This is a genomic window from Lentzea fradiae, from assembly GCF_900100955.1.
Taxonomy (GTDB): Bacteria; Actinomycetota; Actinomycetes; order Mycobacteriales; family Pseudonocardiaceae; genus Lentzea; species Lentzea fradiae.
The window spans coordinates 190,730-214,008 of record NZ_FNCC01000009.1 but is presented as its reverse complement, the minus strand read 5'-3'; the positions used below and the strand labels follow the sequence as shown (position 1 = coordinate 214,008).

The following is a 23,279-nucleotide window of genomic DNA, read 5'->3' as shown; positions in this document are numbered from 1 at the left end:
GGGCGTTGCTCGTGCGGGATCTCAGAGTTCGCTCAGTCGATCGGCCTCTCGCTGCGCTTCGATCTGCTGGTACGCGGACACGGTCTTGCTGTCGGCGATGACCTGGTACGCGAGGGCGGCTTCCTTGGCGCCTGCCACCGTGTGCAGCCGCTTGGCGGCGGTGAACCGGTGCGAGGTCTCGAGGGCGGAGGCGGCGACCTTGTGCAGGATCCGCCTGGCGTCCGCCTTGCCGAGCACCGCGGCGAGAGCGAGCTGGGCCTCGCCGTCGAGGTTCTCCTTCACCAGTCCCTGCAACAGTTTGGCTCCCTTGTGCGAGACGGCCCGCCTCGCCAGGATCGCGGCCTCGACCCGGATGGTGCCCTCCACGCGGCGGTCTTCGACGATGTGCGCGTACGCCCGGTAGCCCGCGTTCGGGCCATGGCCCCTCGCCAGGCGGGCGGCCTGCATCCGCTCCTCCGCGTCGACGTCGGTGTCCGCCGCGATCCGGACGAGTGCCTCGCTGCCTCGCGACTGGTCGAATCGCGTGAGGGTCTTGGCCATCGCGACTCTGCCCGCATCGGACAACGTGGAATCGCCTGCGAGGTGCTCGGTGAGTTCCACAGCTTCCGGCCGAGGCACCCTCTCCGCCGCGCGGAGCCGCGTTCCTTCGTCCTCCTGGCTGTCCTTCGCCACCTCGACCATGACTTCCACGGCGTCCGACTTCGACAGCGACAACAGGTGGTCGATGTTCCGCATCAGGGTCGGGTCGTCGGCCTTCCGCCGCCGGATCACGTCCTTGAGGATCGCGGCGGCTGCTTGGGGGTCGGTCGTCCGGTTGAGCAGTGCGGCGCGCACCCGCTTCTCGGCGTCGACGGAGTGGTGGCGGGCCGTGTCCAGCAGGATCTTCGGACTTTTCCCTGCTCGTTGGTGCAGGAACTCGGCGAACTCGTGCCGGAGAGCGGGCGGGTGCTCCCGGTCAACCCTGGCCGCTGAAAGGTCCTTCACGGTTTTGGCGCTGTCGTGCTCGTACAACAGTTCCATCGCGTGCAAGCGCGACTCCGGCAGACGTGCGGTGACCATGAACTCGGTCCAGAGCACGAAACCCAGGGCCCGGTCGTGTCCTGACGCCAGGTTGACGGCCTTGATCCGGAGATCGTCGCTGCTGGAGGTGTGCCGGGCGATCGAGGCCAGGTGCTTGAGCCCGAGGTCGACGTCGTGGATCAGGATGATCTCCGCGCTCTGCAAGCGATGTGCGCCACCGGGGGCCTCGGACGCGACCGCCGTGAAGATCTCCACGCTCAGCTTGGCGTCGATCTCGGCGAGCAGCTTGTTCACGCTGCTCCGTTCGATCGCTTCGACGAGAGGGCTCATCAGGTACGCGATCAGGACGTCCCTGTTCTCGCGCGCGTCGAGGTTGAGGATGAGGTACCGGACCGCTTCGAACCGCCGGTTGGAGCTGAGCTTCCCCCGTTCGTCCGCGGCCATCGACCTCAGCACGCCGGTCGCGGCCTCCGCGTCGATGTCGTGCAGCCACTGGACGGTTCGCAACCATTCATCACCGGTCGACGGCTTCCGAACGGCTTTGGTCAGCCGGCGCACGGCCAGAGCAAGCATCTTGTCGTCCACGTCCACCCCGTGCCGGACGAGGGCAGCGAAGAAACCGATGTGCTGCTTGCGGAACGTGGGCCACATGAGGTGGCGCAACTGGCGGCGGATGGAGACGTTGTCCTTGACGAGGAGTGCCGCGAGGAACACCTTCATGTTCAGGTCGGGCCACTCCCACCTGTTGGCCCAGCTCGGTTCGAGCAGCCATTGGGGCTTGGGGAACGTCTTCCTGAGGTGACAGGCCGCCAGGTACTCGGCGATCGTGCGGTGCCGGAACACCAGCTCCTGTCCTCGCGGCACCACCAGGCCGCTCATGCGCAGCGCCTCGTCGAGCGCGAGGCGGTCGGCCTCCGGATGACGAACCGCCGCGTAGTCAAGCACGGACGGTTCCGGCGTGACCGACAAAAGCCCGTAGGCGATCTCGCTCAGCAAAGGCAGGAGCTGGTCGCGGATCTCGGCGGCGACCTGCTCCGCGGAGCTCCCCGACCTGGCCTGCCACTCCCGGAGCCTCTTGCCGAGGTCGTGCTGCGAGATCTTGGACAGCTGCCACTCCACGAACTGCTGGTACAGCTCGGTCTGGTCGCGCGGCAGGTCGGCGCCGGGACTGGCGCAGTACAGGGAACACACCATCGTCGCGATCAAGGGCACGTACACCAGGTCGTCCAGCTTGGAGTCGCGCAGCCGGGCCACCAGCTGCCCGGCTTCGGCTTCCGGCCGCCCCGCGCGTGCGAGCCACGTCGACACGAACCGTTCGAGGTCCTCGTACCGGAACGGCTTCAACACGTAGGTGGGATGACCGCTCTGGTGGAACCGCCTGATGTCCTCGGGGGTGAGGTGCCGGCTGGTCAGCGCGATGCGGTACTTGTCGTTCTGCCGGAACTTGCGGACCCGGCGCAGCACCGCCGTGCGCTGGTCCTGGTCGACCACCTCGTCGAGGCCGTCGACCAGGACCAGCCACCTGACGCCGGGAAGCGGCGGCTCGCGGAAGAGGTCGACCAGTTGTGACCGGGTCAGGTCGCTCTCCGGGAGGAACCCGTCGGCCAGCACCTCGGGGAGGTGTTTGCCGCGGAAGGCGTCCGCGGTGATCGGGACGGGCACGACGGTGCTGCTGCCGCCGGTGAGCCACGCGTCGGCGGTCTTGGCGGCGAAGTGGCGCAGGAGGCTCGACTTCCCCACGCCGGGGTCGGCGATGACCTGCGCGTCGGGCCAGATCGTGAGCAGCTCGTCCGCCTCGATGGTCTCGGGGAAGTCGTCGTCCTCGTCCTCCGCGTCGTTCCTGGCCCAGCGCTCCAGGTAGATCGTGTTGAGGTCCGGTGCCGTTCCTTCGGCGCGGGCGTACTCGTGCTGCTGACCCAGCAGCCGCACCGCGGTGAGGTACTCGCGCAGCACCGGAGTGAGGTGCCGCCTGCCACTCGCCAGGCGCTGGTCCGGCTCCATGCGGTCCAGCCACCGCGGGTCGGGGTCCAGGCGCAGGTCGGGCACCGGTGTCGTGGTGTTCGGACCGGTGACCAGAGCGCACACCTCGCCGGTCAGCTGGTTGAGCACCGGTGAGCCGGGTACGTGTTCGAGCACGGTCTGGAACGCCTCGGCCGGCTCCTGCCCGTGGCCGAGGCAGGCGAACAGCTCGTCGTCCGGCGCTCGTTCCACGAGGACGAGATCGGGATGCCCCGGAACAGGGGTGGCGCCGGGCGCGAACCTCGCCAGCGTGAGCACGATGGTGGTGCCCACTCGCACCCCACGTCCGGCGCCGGCCGGGGACTCGAAGACCACCGTCGCCGAGTTGAGGGCCCTGACCAGCTGGTTCGGGCTGTCGGTGACCAGCGGTGCGGACACGATCGTGATCTGCCCCGCCTGAACGGACAGGCCGTACACGATGCCGCTGATCTCGTTGTGGTACATCCGAAGCACGGTAGGAGTCGCTCGCCGGATCTGAAGGCGCCGAACGGGCGAAAAAACAGTTGCCGTTCCGGGTGGAATCCTTAGACTGCACCACGAACACCATCACCGAGCGACGAGAGGGGACCGGCCGTGCGCATCGCCGCCGTCATCTCCCCGTCGCGTTTCGACGTGATCCTCGTGTCCTCGCACCCCGGCTGCCCGCTGCGCGCCGGGCACCGGAGTGTCTGACGAACCCGAGCGGTTCGTCGGCTCATCGCGCTGACCTGTAGTCCCTTTCGCATCGAAAAGGCACTGAGCCATGCGCACTTCCACGCTGAACGCCGTCCGCAACCTGGGCATCCTCGCCCACGTCGACGCCGGCAAGACCACTCTCACCGAACGCGTCCTGTTCGCCACCGGGGCCACCTACAAGCGCGGCGAGGTGCACGACGGGACCACCGTCACGGACTTCGACCCGCAGGAGCGCGACCGCGGCATCACGATCTTCGCCGCGGCCGTCAGCTGCACGTGGGACGGGCATCGGGTCAACCTCATCGACACGCCGGGGCACGTCGACTTCGCCGCCGAGGTCGAGCGGGCGCTGCGGGTGCTGGACGGGGCCGTCGCCGTGTTCGACGGGGTGGCCGGGGTCGAGCCGCAGAGCGAGTCGGTGTGGCGGCAGGCCGACCGGCACGGGGTGCCGCGGATCGCGTTCGTCAACAAGCTCGACCGGGCCGGGGCCGACTTCGACCGGGCCGTCGAGTCGATCCGGACGCGGTTGCACACCGTTCCGTTCGTGGTGCAGCTGCCGATCGGGGCCGAGGACGGGTTCGTCGGCGTCGTGGATCTCGTGCGAATGCGTGCGTTGGTCTGGGACGAGACGATGCGGGAAATCCCTGTGCCGGAACCGCTTGCGCAGGAGGCGTTACGGCGTCGCCGGCTGCTGGAGGAGGCGGTGGCGGAGCTGTGCCCGGACGTGGTGGAGGAGTTCTTCGAGACCGGGTTGTCGGAGCGGACTCTGACGGCCGCGTTGAGGGAGCTGACCTGTCGTGGGCTCGGAACCGTGGTGCTGTGCGGCTCGGCGTACCGGAACCGGGGCGTGGAACCGTTGCTGGACGCGGTGATCGCGTACCTGCCGTCCCCTGTGGACGTTCCGTCGGTGCGAGGCGATGGTGGCGAGGAGCGTCCGGCTGACCCGGACGCGCCGTTCTCGGCGTTGGTGTTCAAAACGAACGCCACCGCCACCGGACGGCTCGCTTACACGCGTGTGTACTCCGGGACCGTCCACAAGGGAGATGTGGTGCAGGTCGCCGGCCGCAACGAACGCGTCGGGCGCATCCTGCGGGTGCAGGCCGATCGGCACACGCCGGTCGACCACGCGGCCGCGGGGGACATCGTCGCGATCGTCGGGCTCAAGTCGGCTCGCACGGGTGTGACGTTGTGCGACCCGGCTGCTCCGCTGGCGCTGGAACCGCCGGTTCCGGCCGAGCCCGTCGTGTCGGTGGCCGTCGAGGCGCGGACCGCGGCGGACCACGGGCGGCTGGCGCAGGCGCTCGCGCACCTGGCCGAGGAGGACCCGTCGCTGCGCGTCACGACGGACCCCGAGACCGGGCAGACGGTGCTGTCCGGCCAGGGCGAGCTCCAGTTGGAGGTCACGGTGCGCAAGGCGAGCACGGACCACCGGGTGGAGATCGTCATGGGACGGCCCAGGGTCGCCTACCGCGAGACGCTCGCGGCGGGTGTCACCGGGTTCGTGTACCGGCACGTGAAGCAGGACGGAGGTCAGGGACAGTTCGCGCACGTCGTGCTCGACACCGAACCGCTGGACGAGGGGTTCGAGTTCCGTTCGGCCGTCACGGGCGGGCGGGTGCCGCAGGAGTTCGTCCGCGCGGTCGAGCTGGGCTGCCGGGACGCGCTGGCCGAGGGGCCGCTCGGCCACCCGGTGACCGGGCTGCGGGTGACGCTCACCGACGGGTCCACGCACGTCAAGGACTCGTCGGAGATGGCGTTCCGCACGGCGGGGCGGCTCGGGCTCCGCGACGCGCTCGCGGCGGGCACGATGACGCTGCTCGAACCGATCGCCGAGGTCGCGGTGACGGTGCCGGACGACTGCGTCGGCTCCGTGCTCGGTGACCTGGCCTCGCGCCGGGGCCGGATCCTCGGGTCCGAGGCCAGGGCCGGCACGACGGTCGTGACGGCGAGCGTGCCGCTGGCCGAGATGTTCGGGTACGTGACGAGGTTGCGCAGCCGGACGCAGGGCCGCGGCACGTTCACCAGCCGCCCGACCGGCTACGCGCCGGCGTGACGGCGCGGGGGCGCGTCCCGACAACAGGTGGGACGCGCCCCCGTGTGCCAAGATCGGCAGGATGTCGACCTTGAACGTCATGTCGTTCAACCTGCGGTTCGCCTCGGCCGCCGAGCCGAACTCGTGGGCGGCCAGGCGGCCGGTGGTGGCGCAGCTTCTGCTGGGCGAGCGCCCGGCGGTGATCGGCACCCAGGAGGGCCTGTACGGGCAGATCAGGGACATCGACCACGACCTGCCCGACCACTACGAGTGGGTCGGGCAGGGCAGGCTCGGCGGCAGCCACGACGAGTTCATGGCGATCTTCTTCGACGCGCTGCGGCTGGAGCCGCTGGAGTTCGACCACCACTGGCTGTCCGCGACGCCGAACGTCGTCGGGTCGCGCTCGTGGGGCAACAACGTCGTGCGCATGGTCACCTGGGTGCGGTTCGCGGACCGGATGACGGGCAAGCAGTTCGTCTTCGTGAACACGCACTTCGACCACGAGTCGGCGAACGCGCGCCTGCGCAGCGCCGAGCTGGTGCGTGACCGGCTCGGCACCTTCACCCTGCCGGTGGTGCTGACGGGCGACTTCAACGACGTCCCCGGCTCACCCGCGTACGAGGTGCTGACGAGCGTGCTCGCCGACACGTGGGTGACCGGGCCGCGCACCACCCCGGCCTACGGCACGTTCCACGGGTTCGGCCCGCTCGTGCCGGACGGGCCGCGGATCGACTGGATCCTCACGCGGGGTGCCCAGGTCGAGGCCGCCGCGATGAACACCTACCGGCAGGGCGTGCAGTGGCCGTCCGACCACCTGCCGATCCAGGCCCTGCTCACTCTTTAGGCGCCCACTCGGGCGGCAGGTCGTGCGCGCAGGCCGGGGCGCCGGCCGCGCGGGCTCGTCGCTGGTCCAGGTACGGGCCGGCGATCACGTCGCGGGGCTGCGCGGCGAGGGCCGTGACGGCGTCGGCGGCGGCCAGCACCTGGCGTCGCATCCGTTCGTGGTCGACGGCCGACGCGCCGAACGACGGCGCCCACAGCGTCCACGGGCCGGAGATCATCGCCATCGTCGGCACCAGGTGCGAGTGGAAGTGCGTGCCGATGCCGCCGAACGAGCACTGCGGCGGCACGCGGCCCGGCACGGGCGGGTCGCTGCCGGGCAGGACGAACGAGCGGTCCACGGAGCGTCCGGCCAAGGCGGTGGCGGCGGCCTGTTGGAGGGCGGGGCTGCCCGCGAACCAGCCGGAGAACTCGGCGTCCCCGGTCGGCCGCAGCTCGCCCTCGGAGGGCAGGAACTCGCGGGTCCCCAGGTGTTCGAGGACGAACGCGAACGCGACGGAGCCCGAGTCGTACTCGGCGTCCAGGGCACGGGCGCGGAACTCGCTGCCTTCCGCCGGGCGGTGCAGGTGGCCGGTGGCGAAGACGAACTCGATGGTGCGCGGACGGCAGTGCAGCGGCAGGCGGGCGAAGTGCTCGGCGAGGGCGAGGAGGGCGACGGTTCCGTTCTCCTGCACCCATCCCACGCCGTCGGTGTTGGTGTCGAGGACGATCCGTTCGCTGCCGCGGCCGGGCAGCGTCGCGATCAACGACCGGGTGACGGCGGGGGAGCGGGCGGCCAGCACACCGATGGTGGTGCGCGTGCCTGCTTTCAGCTTCGCCGCCGCGTCGGAGCCGACGAACACGCCGGGCACGCGGTAGTGGGTGCCGAGGTGCGGGTCCCAGTAGCCCTCGACCTGCCGGTGCGGGAACGGGAACGCGATCACCACACCGGCCGCGCCGGCGATCCCCGCGTCGACCATGTCCTGGTTCAGCACCGGCTCGGCGAGGTAGCCGCGGTCGAGGGCGGGGAAGTCGCGCAGCACGACCTTGCCGGCGGCGTTCGCGGCGGTGATCGGGGTGCCGGTGGGCAGGCGCACCAGCTCGCCGGAGCGCAGACCGGGCGCGGAGTAGGGGATCGCGCCCGCGACCGGCACGGCACCACCGGACAGCAGGAGGCCGGGACCGGGTCGCCAGCGCAGGATCGGGAAGTGCTCGGACCGCACCCGCACGCCGGGCAGGCGGTCGACGCGCCGTTCCAGCCACGAGATCAGGCGCTCGTGGGCGGGGCTGCCGGTCGCCCGCACGCCGAACCCGGCGACGGTCGCGTTCGAAGACCGCAGTTCGGCGGCCGAGGCGATGGCCCGGTCCGGGGAGCAGTCGGGGGACGCGGCCACCGGAGCGGCCACCTGGAGGGCGAAGACCGTGATGACACCGAGCACGGCGATGCATCTGGCAGGGCGCACGCGCCCACTGTGGCCCCGCCGGGAGATCGCCACAATCCGCTGTCGGGGGTAGGCGTCATCTGTGAACGCAATGGTTCATACCAATTTTCCGCTACGGTCCGCCAGATGCGCTTGAAATCGACGTTCGGCCGCGTCGCGGTGGTCGCGTGCGCGCTGCTCTTCGCCGCACCGCCCGCCGCGAACGCCTCGCACGGCCGCGAGTGCGACACCCCGTCCATCGACCGGCTGCAACAGTGGCTCGCCAGCGGTGAAGGCGTCACGGAGCCCGCGACCGGTAGCATCCTCGTGCCGAGGGGGCGGCACGACCACACCGCGAAGATCAAGTTCCTCTCGAACGACTGGCACGTCATGGTCGTGTGGCTGGGCAACCGGTTCGAGGCCGAGGCGGACCTGTCCCGGTCGCACGGGTTCCTGCTGACCTACCGCGCGTCCGCCGACCTGCACGTGCAGCTGCGGCCCGCGTCGGACTGGAGCGGCGGGGCCAAGTGGGTCACGAAGATCCCGTCCACGCACGGCCGGCTCGTCACCCGGTTCTTCGGCTTCCGGCCTGACAACTGGACAAGTTTGCCGGAGCTCGGCGCACCGGCCTACCCGCTGTCCGAGGCCCTCGACGACGCCCGTGGCCTGGTGTTCGTCGGCAAGACGCCCAACGTGCTGGAGTTCCGCGGCCTGAAGATCGACGGTTACCGGCCACCCTGCGTTCACTGAAAACCGGTTAGGTTCCCTGACGTGCGAGCGCTTCCGGTCACACTGGTCCTGGTCCTCACCGCCGCACTGGCGACGCCCGCGAGCGCGGCGGTGCGGGACGACACCCGGTTCGTCGACCCGCTGATCGGCTCGGCGGGCGGGGGCAACACCTACCCCGGCGCGGTGCGGCCGTTCGGGATGATCTCGTGGAGTCCCACGTCGACCAGAGGGGACCAGACGAACACGGGCGCCGCCAACGGGTACGCCTACGACGCGACGAGGGTGCGCGGGTTCAGCCTCACGCACGTCAACGGCGCGGGCTGCCACCCCGGCGCGGCCGGGGACGTGCCGATCATGCCGCACGTCGGCGAGATCACCTCGTCGCCGACCGCGGACACCAAGGACCAGGTCTTCGCGAGCGACTTCTCGCACGACGACGAGACCGCCGAACCGGGCCGGTACCGGGTGGGCCTGAAGTCCGGTGCCACGGCGGACCTGTCCGTGACGACACGGGCGGGCATCGGCGAGTTCACCTTCCCGGTCAACGGATCGCTGCTGTTCCGCACCTCGAACTCGTTGAACGGCAGCGAGGACGCCGACATCACGATCGACCCGGCGACGAACACCGTCTCGGGCTCTGTGCTGACCGGCGCGTTCTGCGGCCGTCGCGCGAACGGCGGCACGAACAACCAGAAGACCTACTACCGCCTGCACTTCACGGCGTCGTTCGACCGCCCGATCAGCGCCTACGGCACGTGGGTCGACAGCGAGCTGCGACCGGGCACCACGACCGCGAGCGGCGGCGAGGGCTATCTGACCGGAAATGCGCGTGCGGGCAAGGGGTCCGGCGGCTACGTGTCCTTCGCGGACAGCTCGGTGCGGATGCGCGTCGGCATCTCCTACACGAGCCTGGAGGCGGCCAAGCGCAACCTTGCGGCGGAGATCCCGAAGCGCGCGACCGTCGACAAGATCGCGAAGGAGGCGCGGAAGGCGTGGGCGAAGCAGCTCCGCGCGGTCGAGGTCGACGGCGGCACGGAGGACGAACGCACGATCTTCTACACCGCCCTCTACCACACCTTCCTGCAGCCCAACGTGATCAGCGACGTCGGTTCTCCCACCCGCTACGGCAACTTCTCCGGCTGGGACCAGTACCGCGCCCACACGCAGCTGCTCGCGTTGCTGGCGCCGGACGTGGCGAGCGACTACGCCCAGTCGTTGCTGGAGATCTCCCGCGAGAACGGCGGGGTGTGGGACCGCTGGGTCCACATCACCGGCCCGACGCACGTCATGACCGGCGACCCGTCGGCACCGGCCATCGCGGGCATGTACGCGATGGGCGCCGAGGACTTCGACGTGCGGGCCGCCTACGAGTCGTTGCTGCGCCAGGCGACCGTGCCGCACCCGGACGGCCTGTCCGACAAGGGCTGCCCGGGCCAGTGCGAGGGGCAGCGGCCGAACCTCGCCGAGTACCTGAGGCTCGGGTACGCGCCGCACGACACCTGCCACTGCTGGGGCGGCGCCGCCGAGACGCTGGAGGACGCCGTGGCGGACCGGGCGCTCGCCGACCTGGGCCGCCGGCTCGGGCGGCCGGACGCGGCGATGGAGGAACGCGCGGGCTGGTGGCGCAACACGTTCAACCAGGAGACCGGCCACCAGCAGGCGCGCAAGGCCGACGGCAGCTGGGTGACGCCGTTCGACCCGGCGTCGGACAGGGGCTTCGCGCAGGGCAGCAGCGCCACCTACACGTGGATGGTGCCGCACGACGTCGCCGGGCTCGCGGAGCTCATGGGCGGCGATGAAACGGCGGTCGCGCGGCTCGACTCGTTCTTCCACCGCCCGGACGGGTCCTGGGCCACGGGTGGTGACCCGCTGAGGTACGACCCGACCAACGAGCCGGGCATCCACACGCCGTGGCTCTATAACGAGCTGGGCCAGCCGCGGAAGACCCAGGAGACCGTGCGGGCGATGGCGCGGCTGGTGTACCGCACCGGTCCGGCGGGCCTGCCCGGCAACGACGACCTCGGCACCATGTCCGCCTGGTACGTCTTCGCCGCGCTCGGCCTGTACCCGCGCACCCCCAGCAGCGCCGAGCTGCACCTGTCGAGCCCGATGTTCCCGAAGGCCAGGATCGCGGCGAAGAACATCACGATCCTGGCCCCCGGTGCCCCCGGGACCTACCTCGCGCAGACGCGGTGGAACGGCCGCGTGGTGGACCGGCCGTGGTTGCCGGAGGCGTTCGTCGAACGCGGGGGAGTGCTGGTCTCACGTCTTGAAGGGTGAGCCCGCGCCCTCCGCCCTGGTGTGGCTGCGCCGTCCGGTGGCCGACAGCGGCATCGCGATGTCCTCCAACGACTTGTTCTCCGCGTCCACCGCGAGGAACCGGGCGACGACGCCACCCGCGATCATCACGACGGCGCCGACCAGGTAGCCGATGAACAGCCGCACCGGGTGCTCGCCCGCGCCGATCAGCGCGCCGTAGATCACCGGGCCGAGCGCGCCGAAGCACTGGGCGATGGCGAAGAAGACGCCGATCGCCTTCGCCCGCACCTCCAGCGGGAAGATCTCGCTGACCGTCAGGTACGCGGCGCTGGCTCCGGAGGAGGCGAAGAAGAAGATCACGCACCACGCGATGGTCTGCGTGACCGCGTTCAGCGCCCCGGCGTAGAACAGCCCGGCGGTGACGGCGAGCAGCGCGCCGGAGACCGCGTAGGTCAGGAACAGCATGCGGCGGCGGCCGATGGTGTCGAAGAGGTGCCCGATGGTGAACGGCCCCACCAGGTTGCCCACCGCGAACGCGATCAGGTACAGCGGCGTGGACTCCGACGAGACGCCGTAGAACTTGCCCAGCACCAGGGTGTAGGTGAAGAAGATCGCGTTGTACAGGAACGACTGCGTGACCATCAGCGTGGCGCCGAGGACCGCCCTGCTCGGGTACTCGCGGAACAGCACGCGGGCGAGCGCGAGGTAGCCGATGTCCTCGGCGGGCTTGACCTCGATGGCCTTCTTCTCGTCGACCGCGGGCAGCTTCTCGCCGGACTCCTTCTCGACCTCCTGCTCGATGCCGGTGATCGTCTTCTCGGCCTCCTCGGTGCGCCCGTGCATGATCTGCCAGCGCGGGCTCTCCGGCAGGTGCCGCCGCACGACGAGGATCACGAGACCCAGCACCGGGCCGATGAGGAAGCCGAGCCGCCAGCCGAGCGACAGCTCCACCTGGTTCAGCAGGATGTACGAGCCGAGCGTGCCGAGCACCGCGCCCGCCCAGTAGGTGCCGTTCACGGCGATGTCCACGCGACCGCGGTAGCGCGCGGGGATCAGCTCGTCGATCGCGGAGTTGATCGCCGCGTACTCGCCGCCGATGCCCATGCCCGCGATGAACCGGGTGAGGTACAGGAAGACCAGCCAGCCCGCGCCGTTGCCGAGGGTGAACGCGGTGAGGCCGGAGCCGATCAGATAGACGGCCAGCGTCAGCATGAACAGCTTGCGCCGGCCGAGCTTGTCCGAGAGGTGCCCGAAGAACAGCGCGCCCGCGACCTCGCCGAGCAGGTACACCGTCGCCAGCAGGCCGACCGCGGTGGAGGACAGGCCGAGCGTCTCCGGTTTGGTCAGCGTGTCCGCGATGGCGCTGGCCACCGTGATCTCCAGGCCGTCCAGGATCCACGCGACGCCGAGCGCCACGACCATCCGGGTGTGGAACGGCGACCAGGGCAGTCTGTCGATTCTCGCCGGAATGAGCGTGCGCACACCAGCTTCTGCCATCTCAACCCCTCGCTGCGATGAGCGCCTGCGGCGCGCTCTGCTTGATCCGCGTCTGCAACCACGCGAGCTGGCGCGCGGTATCCTGCTCACACGAGCTGACGACGTCCATGAGCTCCTTGTCCCGCAACCCCTGCGCGGCTTGACCGACGACGGTCCAGGTGATGTCCGTGAACGAGGCCAGCGCGTAGAGGTCCTGGAGGTCGCGCAGCAGCCCGACGCCGCCGCTGCGGGTTTCCGTGAACTCCGCTGTGTGCAGTCGTTCCGGCTCGTCCTCGCGGTCCTCGCCATAGCGCCCGACGATCGGACCCAGCTTCTCTGTCTGCGCGTCGATGCGCGACGCGAGCACGGTGCAGGTGTGCTGGACGTCCGGTTCGTCGCCGTGGCCCTTCGCGACCTCGCGGAAAGCGGCGGCGAGCGAACGCAGCGACGTGTGCAGCAGTCCCAGATAGGTGGCCAGGTGCATGTCACACCTTCCTGATCCGCACGGCGCTGAGCTTGTACAGCGGTTGCTTGGAGACCGGGTCCCACTCGGTGTGCGTCAGCTCGTTCGCGGCCTGGAAGCCGTAGTGGAACGGCAGGAACACCACGCCGTCACGGCACCGTCCTATCCGGACCGGCACCTCGACACCGCCGCGGCTGGACTCGACCCTGACCAGGTCTCCTTCCGCCACACCGAGATCGGCCGCGTCGGAGGCGGAGATCTCGACCCACGGCTGCGGCGCCGCCTTCTGCAGTTCCGGGGCGCGCTTGGTCTTGGTGCGGGTGTGGAAGTGGTAGACCGAACGCCCGGTAGTGCCGATGAACGGGTAGTCGTCGCTCGGCACCTCCGGCGGAGGCGTGTACTCGGCCGCCTTGAGGAACGCCCGCCCGTCGGGCCTGCGCGCCTTGTAGTCCGTCGGTGTCGTCGACGCACCTGTCAGCAGGTCGTGGCCGTAGTCCTCGCAGTAATCCGCGTGGGTGGGGAAGACGCTGTCGGTGTACAGGCGTTCACCACCCCAAGGGATTCCGCTGCCGCGCAGCTTGTCGTAGGACAGGTCGGTGTAGTCGCACGGACGGCCGCGGCTGCACTCCTGCCACGCCTTGAACGCGCCCTCCGCGTCGGTCCACTTGATCAACGGGTCGCCGTCGCGGTCGCGGAAATCCATGCGCCGCGCGTAGTCCAGGAAGATGTCGAGGTCGCTGCGCGCCTCACCGGGCGGTGCGACGGCCTGCTCCGACAGGTGCACGACACGGGAGAGGTTCGTGAACGTGCCCGTCTTCTCGCCCCACATGGCGGCGGGCAGCACCACATCGGCCAGTTCGGTGGTCTCGGTGCGGAACGCGTCCTGCGCCACCACGAACAGGTCGTCCTGGCGCAGGATGCGCCTGATGCGCGCCAGCTCCGGCAGTGACACGGCCGGGTTCGTCGCGGAGATCCAGAGGAACATGATCGAGCCCTGCTCGGCGTACCGCCAGATCTGCATCGCGTGCGTCGGCGGCGCCCAGTGCGGGATCGTCAGCGGGTCGACGTTCCACAGCCGCGCGAGCTCCTCGACGTGGTCCGGGTTGTCCCAGTTGCGGAACCCCGGCAGGTCGCCGTCGGCACCGGCCTCACGGGTGTTCTGGGCGGTGGGCTGGCCGTTCATCTGCAGCACGCCGCTGCCCGGCTTGCCGATCAGCCCGCGCAGCAGGTGCAGGTTGTTGACCTGGCAGGACGCGGCGGTCGCCTGGTGCGACTGGTAGAAGCCCTGCAACACGGTCGAAAGGACCCGCTGCGAGGTGCCGAAGATCTCCGCGGCGCGCAGCAGGCCGGCCGGGGAGACGCGGCAGATCTCGGCCACGTGCTGCGGGGTGTACGGCTCGACGGTCGCCTTCAGCTCGTCGAACCCCAGCGTGTGGTGCGAGACGTAGTCGTGGTCGACCCAGCCGTTGGCGATCACCGCGCGCAGCAGGCCGTTCATCAACGCCTGGTTCGTGCCGGGCAACGGTGCCAGGTGCACGTCCGCGGCCTCGGCGGCCGGGGTCGTGCGGGGGTCGACGACGACCACCCGCGGCCGGTCGGGACCTTCGATCCGGTCGAGCACCCGTGCCCACATCACGGTCTGCGTGGCGGCCATGTTGTGCCCGTACAGGAACAGCGCGTCGCACAGGTCGATGTCGGTGTGGCAGGCGGGCTGCCCGTCCGCGCCGAAGGTCTCCTTCAACGCCGCCGCGGCCGTCGCGGTGCAGAGCCGTGTGTTGCCGTCCATGTGGGGCGTGCCGATGCCGGCCTTGCCGATCACGCCGAGGGTGTAGTACTCCTCCAGGAACAGCTGCCCGCTGGTGTAGAAGCCGTGCGAGAGCGGCCCGATCTCCTCCAGCAGGCGCCGGGACTGCCGGACGACGAGGTCCATCGCCGTGTCCCAGCCGGTCTCCACGAGCTCACCGCCCCGGCGGACCAGCGGTCTGGTGAGGCGCTCCTTGCCGTGCGCCTGCCACGAACCGAAGAGACCCTTGGGGCCCAGCCTGCCGCGGTTGACGAGATCTTCCGCGCGTCCGCGAACACCGACGATCTTCCCGTCCTTGACGGCGATGTCGCAGCCGCACCCGTTGCTGCAGAGCACGCACGCCGATGGGACCCAGCGGTCCACATCGGACTCCGAAACGCCGTCCGCGAGCTGCTGGTCGACCCTGGCCGGCCAGTCCGCCCCGCGGCCGTGCGGAGTGCGTGGTCCCCATACGTCGGCGATGCGATCCACGGGGTGGCGGTACCCGAAGCTCTCCGCACGAAACACCGTCCAGCGGCGCTTTGTCCGTTCTGCAAACGGATGTCCTGAAATTCACCCGTGTTTGTTCCGGCACTCCCAGGGAACCAGCTTGAGAACGGGAGGAGAAGAACGTGAAGGCAGTTGTGTGGCACGGCACGGGCGACATCCGGCTCGACGACGTCGAGGACCCGAAGGTCCAGGAACCGACGGACGCGGTCATCCGCATCACCCGCAGCGCGATCTGCGGCACCGACCTGCACATGGTCCGCGGCACGATGCCGGACATGGTCGAGGGCACGATCCTCGGCCACGAGGCGGTCGGCGTCGTCGAGGAGGTCGGCTCCGCGGTGCGCGGGTTCAGCCCCGGTGACCGGGTGGTGGTGACCTCCACCGTCGGCTGCGGCACCTGTTCGTACTGCCGCGCCGGGTACTTCGCCCAGTGCGACACCGCGAACCCGAACGGTGCCGCCGCCGGGACCTGCTTCTTCGGCGGCCCGAAGGCGACCGGGCCGGTGAACGGGCTGCAGGCCGAACGCGCGCGCATCCCGTACGCCATGACGACGCTGGTGCGGGTGCCGGACGCCGTCAGCGACGACCAGGCCATCCTGGTGTCCGACATCTTCCCCACGGCGTGGTTCGGCGCACGGCTCGCCGAGGTGGGGTCCGGTGACACCGTGCTGGTGCTGGGCGCGGGCGTGGTCGGGCAGTTCGCCATCGCCTCGGCCAAGCGGCAGGGCGCCGGACGCGTCATCGTCGTCGACGGCGTCCAGTCCCGGCTGGACATCGCCCGCGCGCAGAACGCCGAGGTCGTGAACTTCAACGAGGAGGACCCGGTCGAGGTCGTGAGGGAGCTGACCGGCGGGATCGGGCCGGACCGGGTCATCGAGGCGGTCGGTGTGGACGCCGAGAAGCCCGGCGAACCCACCGGCGAGCAGTGGAAGCCGGGCGACGCGCCGAGGCAGGCCCTGGACTGGGCGGTGGAGGTCGTCGCGAAGGCAGGGACGATCGGGATCATCGGCGTCTACCCGCCGGGCTTCGACCAGTTCCCGATCGGGGACGCGATGAACAAGAACCTCACGCTGCGCATGGGCAACTGCAACCACCGCCGGTACGTGCCGAGGCTCCTCGACCTCGTGCTCACCGGTGAGGTCGACCCGTTGCGGTTCATCACGCAGCACGAAAGGCCGGCGTCCGCCATCGAGGCGTACAAGACGTTCGACCTGCGTGAGGACGGCTGGCTGAAGACGGTCCTCGATGTCGCCTGAACGGGTCGTCGTCACCGGTGGGGCGGGCTTCCTCGGGTCGCACGTCTGCGAGGCGCTGCTGGACGAGGGAGCGCAGGTGGTGTGCGTCGACTCGTTCCGCACCGGTTCGCGGGAGAACGTGCCGCCGGGCGCGACCGTGGTGGCGGCGGACGTCGCCCGGCCGCTCGACCTGCTCGGACCGGTCGACCTCGTGCTGCACCTGGCCTGCCCCGCCTCACCCGCGGACTACCTGCGCATGCCGGTGGACACGCTGCGGACGGGCGGTTTCGGCACCTACCACGTGCTGGAGCTGGCCCGGCGCAAGGACGCCAGGGTCGTCGTCGCCTCCACCAGCGAGGTGTACGGCGACCCCGAGGAGCACCCGCAGCGGGAGTCCTACTGGGGCCACGTCAACCCGATCGGGCCGCGCAGCGTCTACGACGAGGCCAAGCGGTTCGGCGAGGCGATGACCGTGGCGTTCCGCGCCGAACACGGCGTCGACGCCGGGATCGTGCGGATCTTCAACACCTACGGGCCGCGGATGCGCGCGCACGACGGCCGGATGATTCCCACGTTCGTGCGACAGGCACTGGCCGGGGAAGCACTGACCGTGCACGGCGACGGCCTGCAGACCAGGTCGCTGTGCTACGTGGACGACCTGGTCCGCGGGCTGCTCGCGATGGCCCGCAGCGACCACCCCGGCCCGATCAACCTCGGCAACCCGGCCGAGGTCACGGTGCTCGACGTCGCGCACAAGACGATCGAGGTCACCGGCAGCAGCTCCGTCGTGCGGCACGTCGAGTCCATGCAGGACGACCCGCGCCGGCGGCGGCCCGACATCGGGCTGGCGCGCGAGGTCCTGGGGTGGCAGCCCACCGTTGCGCTGGAAGACGGGCTCCGCTCGTTTGCCCGGGAGTTCGCCGGGTAGCCGCTCGTCATGCGAGTCCTCGGGATCAACGCGGTGTTCCACGACCCGGCGGCGGCCCTGGTGATCGACGGGCAGGTCGTCGCGGCGGCGGAGGAGGAGCGGTTCTCCCGCCGCAAGCACGGCAAACGGCCCGTGCCGTTCTCCACGTGGGAGCTGCCGGAGCTGTCGGCGCGCTGGTGCCTGGAGTTCGCCGGGATCACCGCCGGCGACCTCGACGCGGTCGCCTACTCGTACGACCCGTCCCTCGTGGACGCCGAGTACGCGCCGTGGGAGGAGCTGCGCACGACGTACGCCCGTCGCGCGCCCGAGTTCCTCGCGACCGCGTTGCCCGGACTCGACCCCGCGATCGTGCGGTTCGTGCCGCACCACGTCGCACACGCCGCGTCGACCGGTCTCGCGGCGCCGTTCGGCGGCAACTGCGCCGTGCTGGTGTCCGACGGGCGAGGTGAGTGCGGCTCGCACCTCGCCGGACGGTACGTCGACCAGGAGCTGACGACGTTCGCCTCGCAGCGGCTGCCGCACTCGCTGGGCCTGATGTACGAGGACCTGACGCAGCACCTGGGCTTCCTGCGGTCGAGCGACGAGTACAAGGTGATGGCGCTCGCCTCGCACGCCGCGCCGGTGCACCTCGACCTGATGCGCGAGCACGTCCGGGTGCGCGAGGACGGCGGCTTCGAGGTGCGCCCGATCGACTGGAACGCGCTGGCCAAGCCGCGCAAGGACGGCGACGACATCTCCCAGGAGCACGCCGAGCTGGCCGCGAGCGTGCAGGTGCGGCTGGAGGAGGTGCTGCTGGAGCTGGCGAGGTGGCTGCACGACCGCACCGGCGAGAAGCGGCTCACGATGGCCGGCGGTGTCGCGCTGAACTGCGTGGCGAACACGCGGATCTTCGCGGAGGGCCCGTTCGACGAGGTGTGGGTGCAGCCCGCCGCCGGAGACGCGGGCACCGCGCTGGGCGCCGCGCTCGCCACGACCACCGACACCGTGTCGGCCATGCCGGGCGCCGATCTCGGCCGCGGGTTCTCCGACGAGGAGATCGAGCAGGTGCTGCGGGTCGCCGCCGTGCCGTTCGAGAAGCCCGCCGACGTCGCCGCCGAGGTCGCCGAGGCGTTGGCGGCCAACAAGATCGTGGCGTGGTTCCAGGGACGCAGCGAGTACGGGCCACGTGCGCTCGGCCGCCGCTCGTTGCTCGCGAACCCGTGCCACGCCGAGAACCTGACGCGGCTGAACGACGTGAAGGGCCGGGAGCAGTTCCGCCCGGTGGCGCCGATGGTGCTCGCCGACCGGGCGGCCGAGGTCTTCACCCGCGGCCCGCTGCCCAGCCCGTACATGCTCTTCGTGCACGACGTCCGTCCGGAGTGGAAGGACAGGATCCCCGCGGTGGTGCACGTGGACGGCACCGCGCGGGCGCAGACCGTGGAGGACGACCCGGTGCTGGAACGGATGCTGCGCGAGTTCGAGGCGCGCAGCGGCGTGCCGGTCGTCGTGAACACCAGCCTCAACACCGCGGGCCGCCCGATGGTCGACACCCCGCGCGACGCGCTGGAGTGCTTCGGGTCCTCACCGGTCGACCTGCTCGCGATCGGACCGTACGTGGTGCGACGATGAGCTACTCGGTCGTGATCCCCACCGTCGGCCGCCCGAACCTCGACGTGCTGCTCAAGGCGCTGACCGAGGGCGAGGGCCCCGACCCGTGCGAGATCCTCGTGGTCGACGACAGCCGGACGCGGGTGGGACCGGCGGCCGCCCGCAACACCGGCTGGCGTGCCGCGACCGGCGACTGGGTGGCGTTCCTGGACGACGACGTCGTGCTCGCCCCCGACTGGAAGGCACAGCTCGCCGCCGACCTGGAGGGCCTGCCGGACGACGTGGGAGCGAGCCAGGCGCGGATCTTCGTGCCGCTGCCGGAGGACCGCAGGCCCACCGACGCCGAACGCGGCACCGCCGGTCTGGCCACCGCCGACTGGATCACCGCGGACATGGCGTACCGGCGCGAGGCACTGGCGCGGGCGGGCGGCTTCGACGAACGGTTCCCGCGCGCCTACCGCGAGGACGCCGAGCTGGCCCTGCGCGTGCAGGACCTCGGCTACCGGATCGTCCGCGGCTCGCGGCTCACCACGCACCCGGTGAAGCCCGCGACGTTCCTCACCAGCGTGCGCGACCAGCGCGGCAACGCCGACGACGCCCTGATGCGCAGGCTGGCCGGACGGCGGTGGCGGGAGCGCATCGGCGGGCAGCCGGGACGGCTGCGGTCGCACGTGATGACCGCCTCCGCCGCGGTGCTGGCCGTGGCGTGCGGGGTGGCCGGGTGGCGGCGGCTCGGCGGGGCGCTGCTCGCGGTGTGGGCGGGGCGCACCGCGTGGTTCGCCGTCGTGCGGATCGCGCCGGGGCCGCGCACGTGGGACGAGATCGTGCGGATGACCGTGACGAGCGCGCTCATCCCGCCCGTCGCGTGCTGGCACCGGCTGCGCGGTGAGCTGCGGCACCGGGGGGTGCGGCCGTGAGGATCCTGGTGCTGCGGGCGCTCGGGCTGGGCGACCTGCTGACGGCGGTGCCCGCGCTGCGCGGCCTGCGGGCGGCGTTCCCGGACGCGGAGATCACGCTCGCGGCACCCGGCTGGCTGTCCGGCGCCGTCTCGCGGATCGAGGCCGTCGACCGGCTGCTGCCGACCGAGGAGCGGGCGCCGATCGGGTTCCGCGAACCCGATCTCGCGGTCAACCTGCACGGCAAGGGACCGCAGAGCGTCGAACGGCTGCTCGCCACCCGGCCCCGGCGGCTCGTCACCTACGACGAGAACACCTGGCGCCAGGACCGCCACGAGGTGCTGCGGTGGTGCGACCTGCTGGACCGGCACGGCATCCCGTGCGACCCGTACGACTTCCGGCTGCCCCCGGCAGGGGAGCGGACCGGCCGGATCGTGGTCCACCCCGGCGCGAGCACCGGTGCCCGCCGATGGCCCGCCGAGCGGTACGCCGCCGTCGCCCGCGCGCTGGGCCCCGAGGTCGTGGTCACCGCCGGGCCCGGTGAGCTCGACCTCGCCCGCCGGATCACGCCCGACCCGTTCCAGGGCAGTCTCTCCGAGCTGCTGGACCTGGTCGCGACCGCCCGCCTGGTCATCTGCGGCGACACGGGCGTCGCCCACGTCGCCACCGCCTACCGGACCCCGTCGGTCCTGCTGTTCGGCCCGGTGCGGCCGGCGCACTGGGGTCCGTTGAACGGCCCGCACCAGGTGCTGTGGCACGGCACCACCGGCGACACGTTCGCCGCGGAGCCCGACCAGGGGCTGCTGGAGATCACCCCGGACGAGGTTCTCGACGCGGTAGGAGGTGTCCTGTGCGGATCGGAGTCATCGGCGCGGGTTACGTCGGCCTGACGACGGCCGCGTGCTTCGCGCACCTGGGACATCACGTGACCTGCGCGGACGTCGACGAGGCGAAGATCGCCGCGCTGGCCGCGGGCGAGGTCTGGCTGCACGAGCCGGGACTGACCGGGCTCGTCGCGGAGGGACTGGGCAACGGCAGGCTGGAGTTCGTGACCGGCAGCGAACTGTCCGATGTGGACTTCACGTTCGTCTGCGTGCCGACGCCCACCGGCGCCGGCGGCGCGGCCGACCTGTCCGCCGTCGAGGACGTGCTCGGCAGGGCCACGACCCCGGTGGTGCTGAAGTCGACGGTCCCGGTCGGCACCGCGTCCCGGTATCCGGGGGTGGTCTCGAACCCGGAGTTCCTGCGCGAGGGCCACGCCGTCGAGGACTTCCTGCGCCCGCAACGGATCGTCGTCGGCGCCGAGGACGAACGACGGGCCCACGACGTGGCGGAGCTGTACGCGGGAACCGGTGCCCCGGTCGTGCTCACCGACAACACCAGCGCGGAGCTGGTGAAGTACGCCAGCAACTGCTTCCTCGCGCTGAAGCTCTCGTACGTCAACTCGATCGCCGAGCTGTGCGAGCACCTCGGCGCCGACATCGGCGGCGTCACCGAGGGCATGCGGCTCGACGACCGGATCGGCGCCTCCTGCCTCGCGCCCGGTCCCGGCTGGGGCGGTTCGTGCCTGCCCAAGGACACCCTGGCGTTGCTGGAGACGGCGCGGTCCGCGGGCGTCGACTTCGCCACCCTCGACGCCGCGATCGGCACCAACCGGCGGCAGCCGCAGCGCGTCGTCGAGAGGCTGCGCGCGGAGGTCGGCGAGCTGGCCGGCACCCGGATCGGGTTGCTGGGCCTCACCTTCAAGGCCGGGACGAACGACCTGCGCGACTCGCCGGCGCTGGTGGTCGCGGGAGTGCTCGTGCGGGAAGGCGCCGAGCTGCGCGCCTACGACCCGTGCGTCCGGCACGACCGGCCGGGCATCACCGTCACCGGCACCGCGGGGGAGGCGGCCGACGGAGTGGACGCGCTGCTGGTCCTCACGGAGTGGCCGGAGTTCGCCGAGCTCGACTGGCCCGACCTGGCCGCGCGCACCAGGAACCCGCTGATCTTCGACACCCGGAACGTCGTGCCCCGCGACAAGGTCACCGAGGCGGGGTTCCGGCTGGTCACTACCGGACGGTAGGAACGCCGAGGTGCACGACCTTGGTCGTGGTCATCTCGTCGAGCAGCTCCGGGCCGTAGCCGTAGCCGGTGCCGGACGCGCCGCGCGGCTGGGCGGCGCCACCGGGTGCCCCGCCGAACACCGCGTTGACCTTCACCGTGCCGACCGGGAGCGCCCGCCACGCCCGCTGCGCGTGCTCCATCGACGCGGTCAGCACCGTCGCGGCCAGGCCGTACTCGCTGGAGCACGCCTCGGTCACCGCCTCGTCGAACGACGACACCAGCTGGACCGGCGCGACCGGGCCGAACGTCTCCTCGCACATCACCCGCATGGCCCCCGAGCACCCGGACAGCACCGTCGCCGGGTAGTAGGCGCCGGGACCGTCCGGGACCGCGCCGCCTGCCAGCGCGGACGCCCCGGCGGCGACGGCCTCGGCCACCTGCTCGTGCACGAACTCGCGCTGCCGGACGTCGACCAGCGGCTGCGGGTCCTCGTTCCACGTCGCGGCCTGCTCGCACAGCGCGTCGAGGAACTGGGTGGCGATGGCCTTGTGCAGGTAGATCCGCTCCACCGAGGTGCACAGCTGACCGGCGTTGGTGAACGCGCCGAGCGCGGCCTGCGCGGCCGCCCACTCCGGGTCCACGTCGTCGTCGACGATCAACGGGTCGTTGCCGCCGTTCTCCAGCAGCAGCTTCGCGGACGAGACCTCCTTGATGGACCGCCCGGTCGTGGTGCTGCCGACGTGCGCGACGAGGTCGGCCTCCGGTGAGCGCACCAGCGCGTGGCCGATCTCCCCGTCCCCGACGAGGGTCTGCAGGACGCCGGCGGGGAAGCAGTCCGCCAGGACGGTGGCCAGCAGCAGACCGGTGTGCGGGCAGCGCTCGCTCGGCTTGTGCACCACGACGTTGCCCGTGACGATCGCGGCCCCGAGCAGCCCGCAGGCGACGGCGACCGGGTCGTTCCACGGCGTCAGCGCCACGACGACCCCGCGCGGTTCGGGGACCATGAAGTCGACCGCCGTGCCGAGCAGCGACCGCCCGCGGTGGACCGGACCCAGCTCCGCGTACTGCTCCAGCGTCGAGACGCCCGCCAGCACGCCTTCCCTGGCCGACGCGAACGGCCGTCCCGTCTCCGTCTCCACGACCGTCGCGAGGTCGCTCGCGCGTGACCGCAGCGCCGCCGCCGCGGCCCGCAGAGCCGCGCCGCGGTCGGCCGCGGGGGTGGCGGCCCACGCCGGCTGCGCGGCACGGGCCGTGCCCAGTGCCGTCGCCACCTCGGCGGGGGTCGCGGTGGGAAGCCAGCCGACCAGCTGCGAGTCGCGCGGGCTGTGGACGTCGATGGCGTGCATGGCGGTCATGTCAGGCGGGTACCCGTCAGCGCAGG

16 protein-coding genes are annotated in these 23,279 nt (G+C 71.2%); 10 read left to right on the top strand and 6 right to left on the bottom strand.

Annotated elements, in window-relative coordinates; translation table 11 throughout:
- Positions 1-21 precede the first annotated feature (21 nt).
- Complete coding sequence (locus tag BLT23_RS22585; protein ID WP_090051826.1) at positions 22-3,483, bottom strand: NACHT domain-containing protein; 3,462 nt, start codon at positions 3,481-3,483, stop codon at positions 22-24.
- A 298-nt stretch (positions 3,484-3,781) separates the two neighbouring features.
- On the opposite strand from BLT23_RS22585, the gene fusA reads away from it, so the two are divergent.
- Together fusA and BLT23_RS22575 are read left to right on the top strand one after the other, a co-directional pair.
- Positions 3,782-5,767 carry an elongation factor G gene (fusA, locus tag BLT23_RS22580; protein ID WP_090051825.1) on the top strand — a complete coding sequence of 662 codons (1,986 nt, stop codon included), beginning with the start codon at positions 3,782-3,784 and terminating at the stop codon, positions 5,765-5,767.
- 61 nt (positions 5,768-5,828) lie between these two features.
- Entirely contained in the window at positions 5,829-6,590 is a 762-nt protein-coding gene (locus BLT23_RS22575) for an endonuclease/exonuclease/phosphatase family protein (RefSeq protein WP_090051824.1), read from the top strand.
- Here the strand turns inward: BLT23_RS22575 and BLT23_RS22570 are convergent.
- Positions 6,580-8,028, bottom strand: coding sequence for a PA domain-containing protein (locus tag BLT23_RS22570; protein WP_143036002.1), 1,449 nt, complete (start codon positions 8,026-8,028; stop codon positions 6,580-6,582). The two genes, BLT23_RS22575 and BLT23_RS22570, sit on opposite strands and share 11 nt — an antisense overlap.
- A 105-nt stretch (positions 8,029-8,133) precedes the next feature.
- On the opposite strand from BLT23_RS22570, the gene BLT23_RS22565 reads away from it, so the two are divergent.
- Positions 8,134-8,736, top strand: coding sequence for a hypothetical protein (locus BLT23_RS22565; protein WP_090051822.1), 603 nt, complete (start codon positions 8,134-8,136; stop codon positions 8,734-8,736).
- A gap of 21 nt (positions 8,737-8,757) precedes the next feature.
- Positions 8,758-10,995 carry a GH92 family glycosyl hydrolase gene (locus BLT23_RS22560; RefSeq protein ID WP_090051821.1) on the top strand — a complete coding sequence of 746 codons (2,238 nt, stop codon included), beginning with the start codon at positions 8,758-8,760 and terminating at the stop codon, positions 10,993-10,995.
- On the opposite strand, the gene BLT23_RS22555 is transcribed toward BLT23_RS22560, so the two are convergent.
- From BLT23_RS22555 to BLT23_RS22545, 3 genes are read right to left on the bottom strand one after another with little or no spacing between them, the layout of a single operon-like run.
- Positions 10,978-12,471 (bottom strand): MFS transporter, encoded by a 1,494-nt coding sequence (locus tag BLT23_RS22555; RefSeq protein ID WP_090051820.1) that lies wholly within the window; start codon positions 12,469-12,471, stop codon positions 10,978-10,980. The genes BLT23_RS22560 and BLT23_RS22555 overlap by 18 nt on opposite strands.
- Position 12,472: 1 nt before the next feature.
- Complete coding sequence (locus BLT23_RS22550) at positions 12,473-12,934, bottom strand: hypothetical protein (RefSeq protein WP_090051819.1); 462 nt, start codon at positions 12,932-12,934, stop codon at positions 12,473-12,475.
- Position 12,935: 1 nt separating this feature from the next.
- Entirely contained in the window at positions 12,936-15,188 is a 2,253-nt protein-coding gene (locus BLT23_RS22545; protein WP_090051818.1) for a molybdopterin oxidoreductase family protein, read from the bottom strand.
- Between the two features lie 140 nt (positions 15,189-15,328).
- Between BLT23_RS22545 and BLT23_RS22540 the strand changes: the two genes are divergently transcribed.
- From BLT23_RS22540 to BLT23_RS22515, 6 genes are read left to right on the top strand one after another with little or no spacing between them, the layout of a single operon-like run.
- Positions 15,329-16,462: a zinc-dependent alcohol dehydrogenase gene (locus BLT23_RS22540; RefSeq protein ID WP_090051817.1), complete on the top strand. Its 1,134-nt coding sequence runs from the start codon at positions 15,329-15,331 to the stop codon at positions 16,460-16,462.
- Complete coding sequence (locus BLT23_RS22535) at positions 16,452-17,369, top strand: NAD-dependent epimerase/dehydratase family protein (protein WP_090051816.1); 918 nt, start codon at positions 16,452-16,454, stop codon at positions 17,367-17,369. Before BLT23_RS22540 ends, BLT23_RS22535 begins: the two co-directional genes overlap by 11 nt.
- A 9-nt stretch (positions 17,370-17,378) precedes the next feature.
- Positions 17,379-18,977, top strand: a complete 1,599-nt coding sequence (locus BLT23_RS22530; RefSeq protein ID WP_090051815.1) for a carbamoyltransferase family protein — start codon at positions 17,379-17,381, stop codon at positions 18,975-18,977.
- Positions 18,974-19,873, top strand: a complete 900-nt coding sequence (locus BLT23_RS22525; RefSeq protein ID WP_090051814.1) for a glycosyltransferase — start codon at positions 18,974-18,976, stop codon at positions 19,871-19,873. The genes BLT23_RS22530 and BLT23_RS22525 overlap by 4 nt, the downstream gene beginning before the upstream one ends.
- A complete protein-coding gene (locus BLT23_RS22520) occupies positions 19,870-20,742 on the top strand; it encodes a glycosyltransferase family 9 protein (protein WP_218133836.1) in 873 nt (290 codons plus the stop codon). The genes BLT23_RS22525 and BLT23_RS22520 overlap by 4 nt, the downstream gene beginning before the upstream one ends.
- Positions 20,703-21,917, top strand: a complete 1,215-nt coding sequence (locus tag BLT23_RS22515) for a UDP-glucose dehydrogenase family protein (protein WP_090051813.1) — start codon at positions 20,703-20,705, stop codon at positions 21,915-21,917. Before BLT23_RS22520 ends, BLT23_RS22515 begins: the two co-directional genes overlap by 40 nt.
- Here BLT23_RS22515 and BLT23_RS22510 read toward each other — a convergent pair.
- On the bottom strand, positions 21,904-23,253 hold the full coding sequence (locus BLT23_RS22510) for an aldehyde dehydrogenase family protein (protein WP_090051812.1): 1,350 nt from the start codon (positions 23,251-23,253) through the stop codon (positions 21,904-21,906). The two genes, BLT23_RS22515 and BLT23_RS22510, sit on opposite strands and share 14 nt — an antisense overlap.
- Between the last annotated feature and the right edge of the window lie 26 nt (positions 23,254-23,279).

Bases quoted from the DNA above. Each gene is read 5' to 3' on its own strand.
- BLT23_RS22585 (WP_090051826.1), bottom strand. From the start codon at position 3,483: ATGTACCACAACGAGATCAGCGGCATCGTGTACGGCCTGTCCGTTCAG.
- fusA (WP_090051825.1), top strand. From the start codon at position 3,782: ATGCGCACTTCCACGCTGAACGCCGTCCGCAACCTGGGCATCCTCGCC.
- BLT23_RS22575 (WP_090051824.1), top strand. From the start codon at position 5,829: ATGTCGACCTTGAACGTCATGTCGTTCAACCTGCGGTTCGCCTCGGCC.
- BLT23_RS22565 (WP_090051822.1), top strand. From the start codon at position 8,134: ATGCGCTTGAAATCGACGTTCGGCCGCGTCGCGGTGGTCGCGTGCGCG.
- BLT23_RS22555 (WP_090051820.1), bottom strand. From the start codon at position 12,471: ATGGCAGAAGCTGGTGTGCGCACGCTCATTCCGGCGAGAATCGACAGA.
- BLT23_RS22550 (WP_090051819.1), bottom strand. From the start codon at position 12,934: ATGCACCTGGCCACCTATCTGGGACTGCTGCACACGTCGCTGCGTTCG.
- BLT23_RS22535 (WP_090051816.1), top strand. From the start codon at position 16,452: ATGTCGCCTGAACGGGTCGTCGTCACCGGTGGGGCGGGCTTCCTCGGG.
- BLT23_RS22530 (WP_090051815.1), top strand. From the start codon at position 17,379: ATGCGAGTCCTCGGGATCAACGCGGTGTTCCACGACCCGGCGGCGGCC.
- BLT23_RS22525 (WP_090051814.1), top strand. From the start codon at position 18,974: ATGAGCTACTCGGTCGTGATCCCCACCGTCGGCCGCCCGAACCTCGAC.
- BLT23_RS22510 (WP_090051812.1), bottom strand. From the start codon at position 23,253: ATGACCGCCATGCACGCCATCGACGTCCACAGCCCGCGCGACTCGCAG.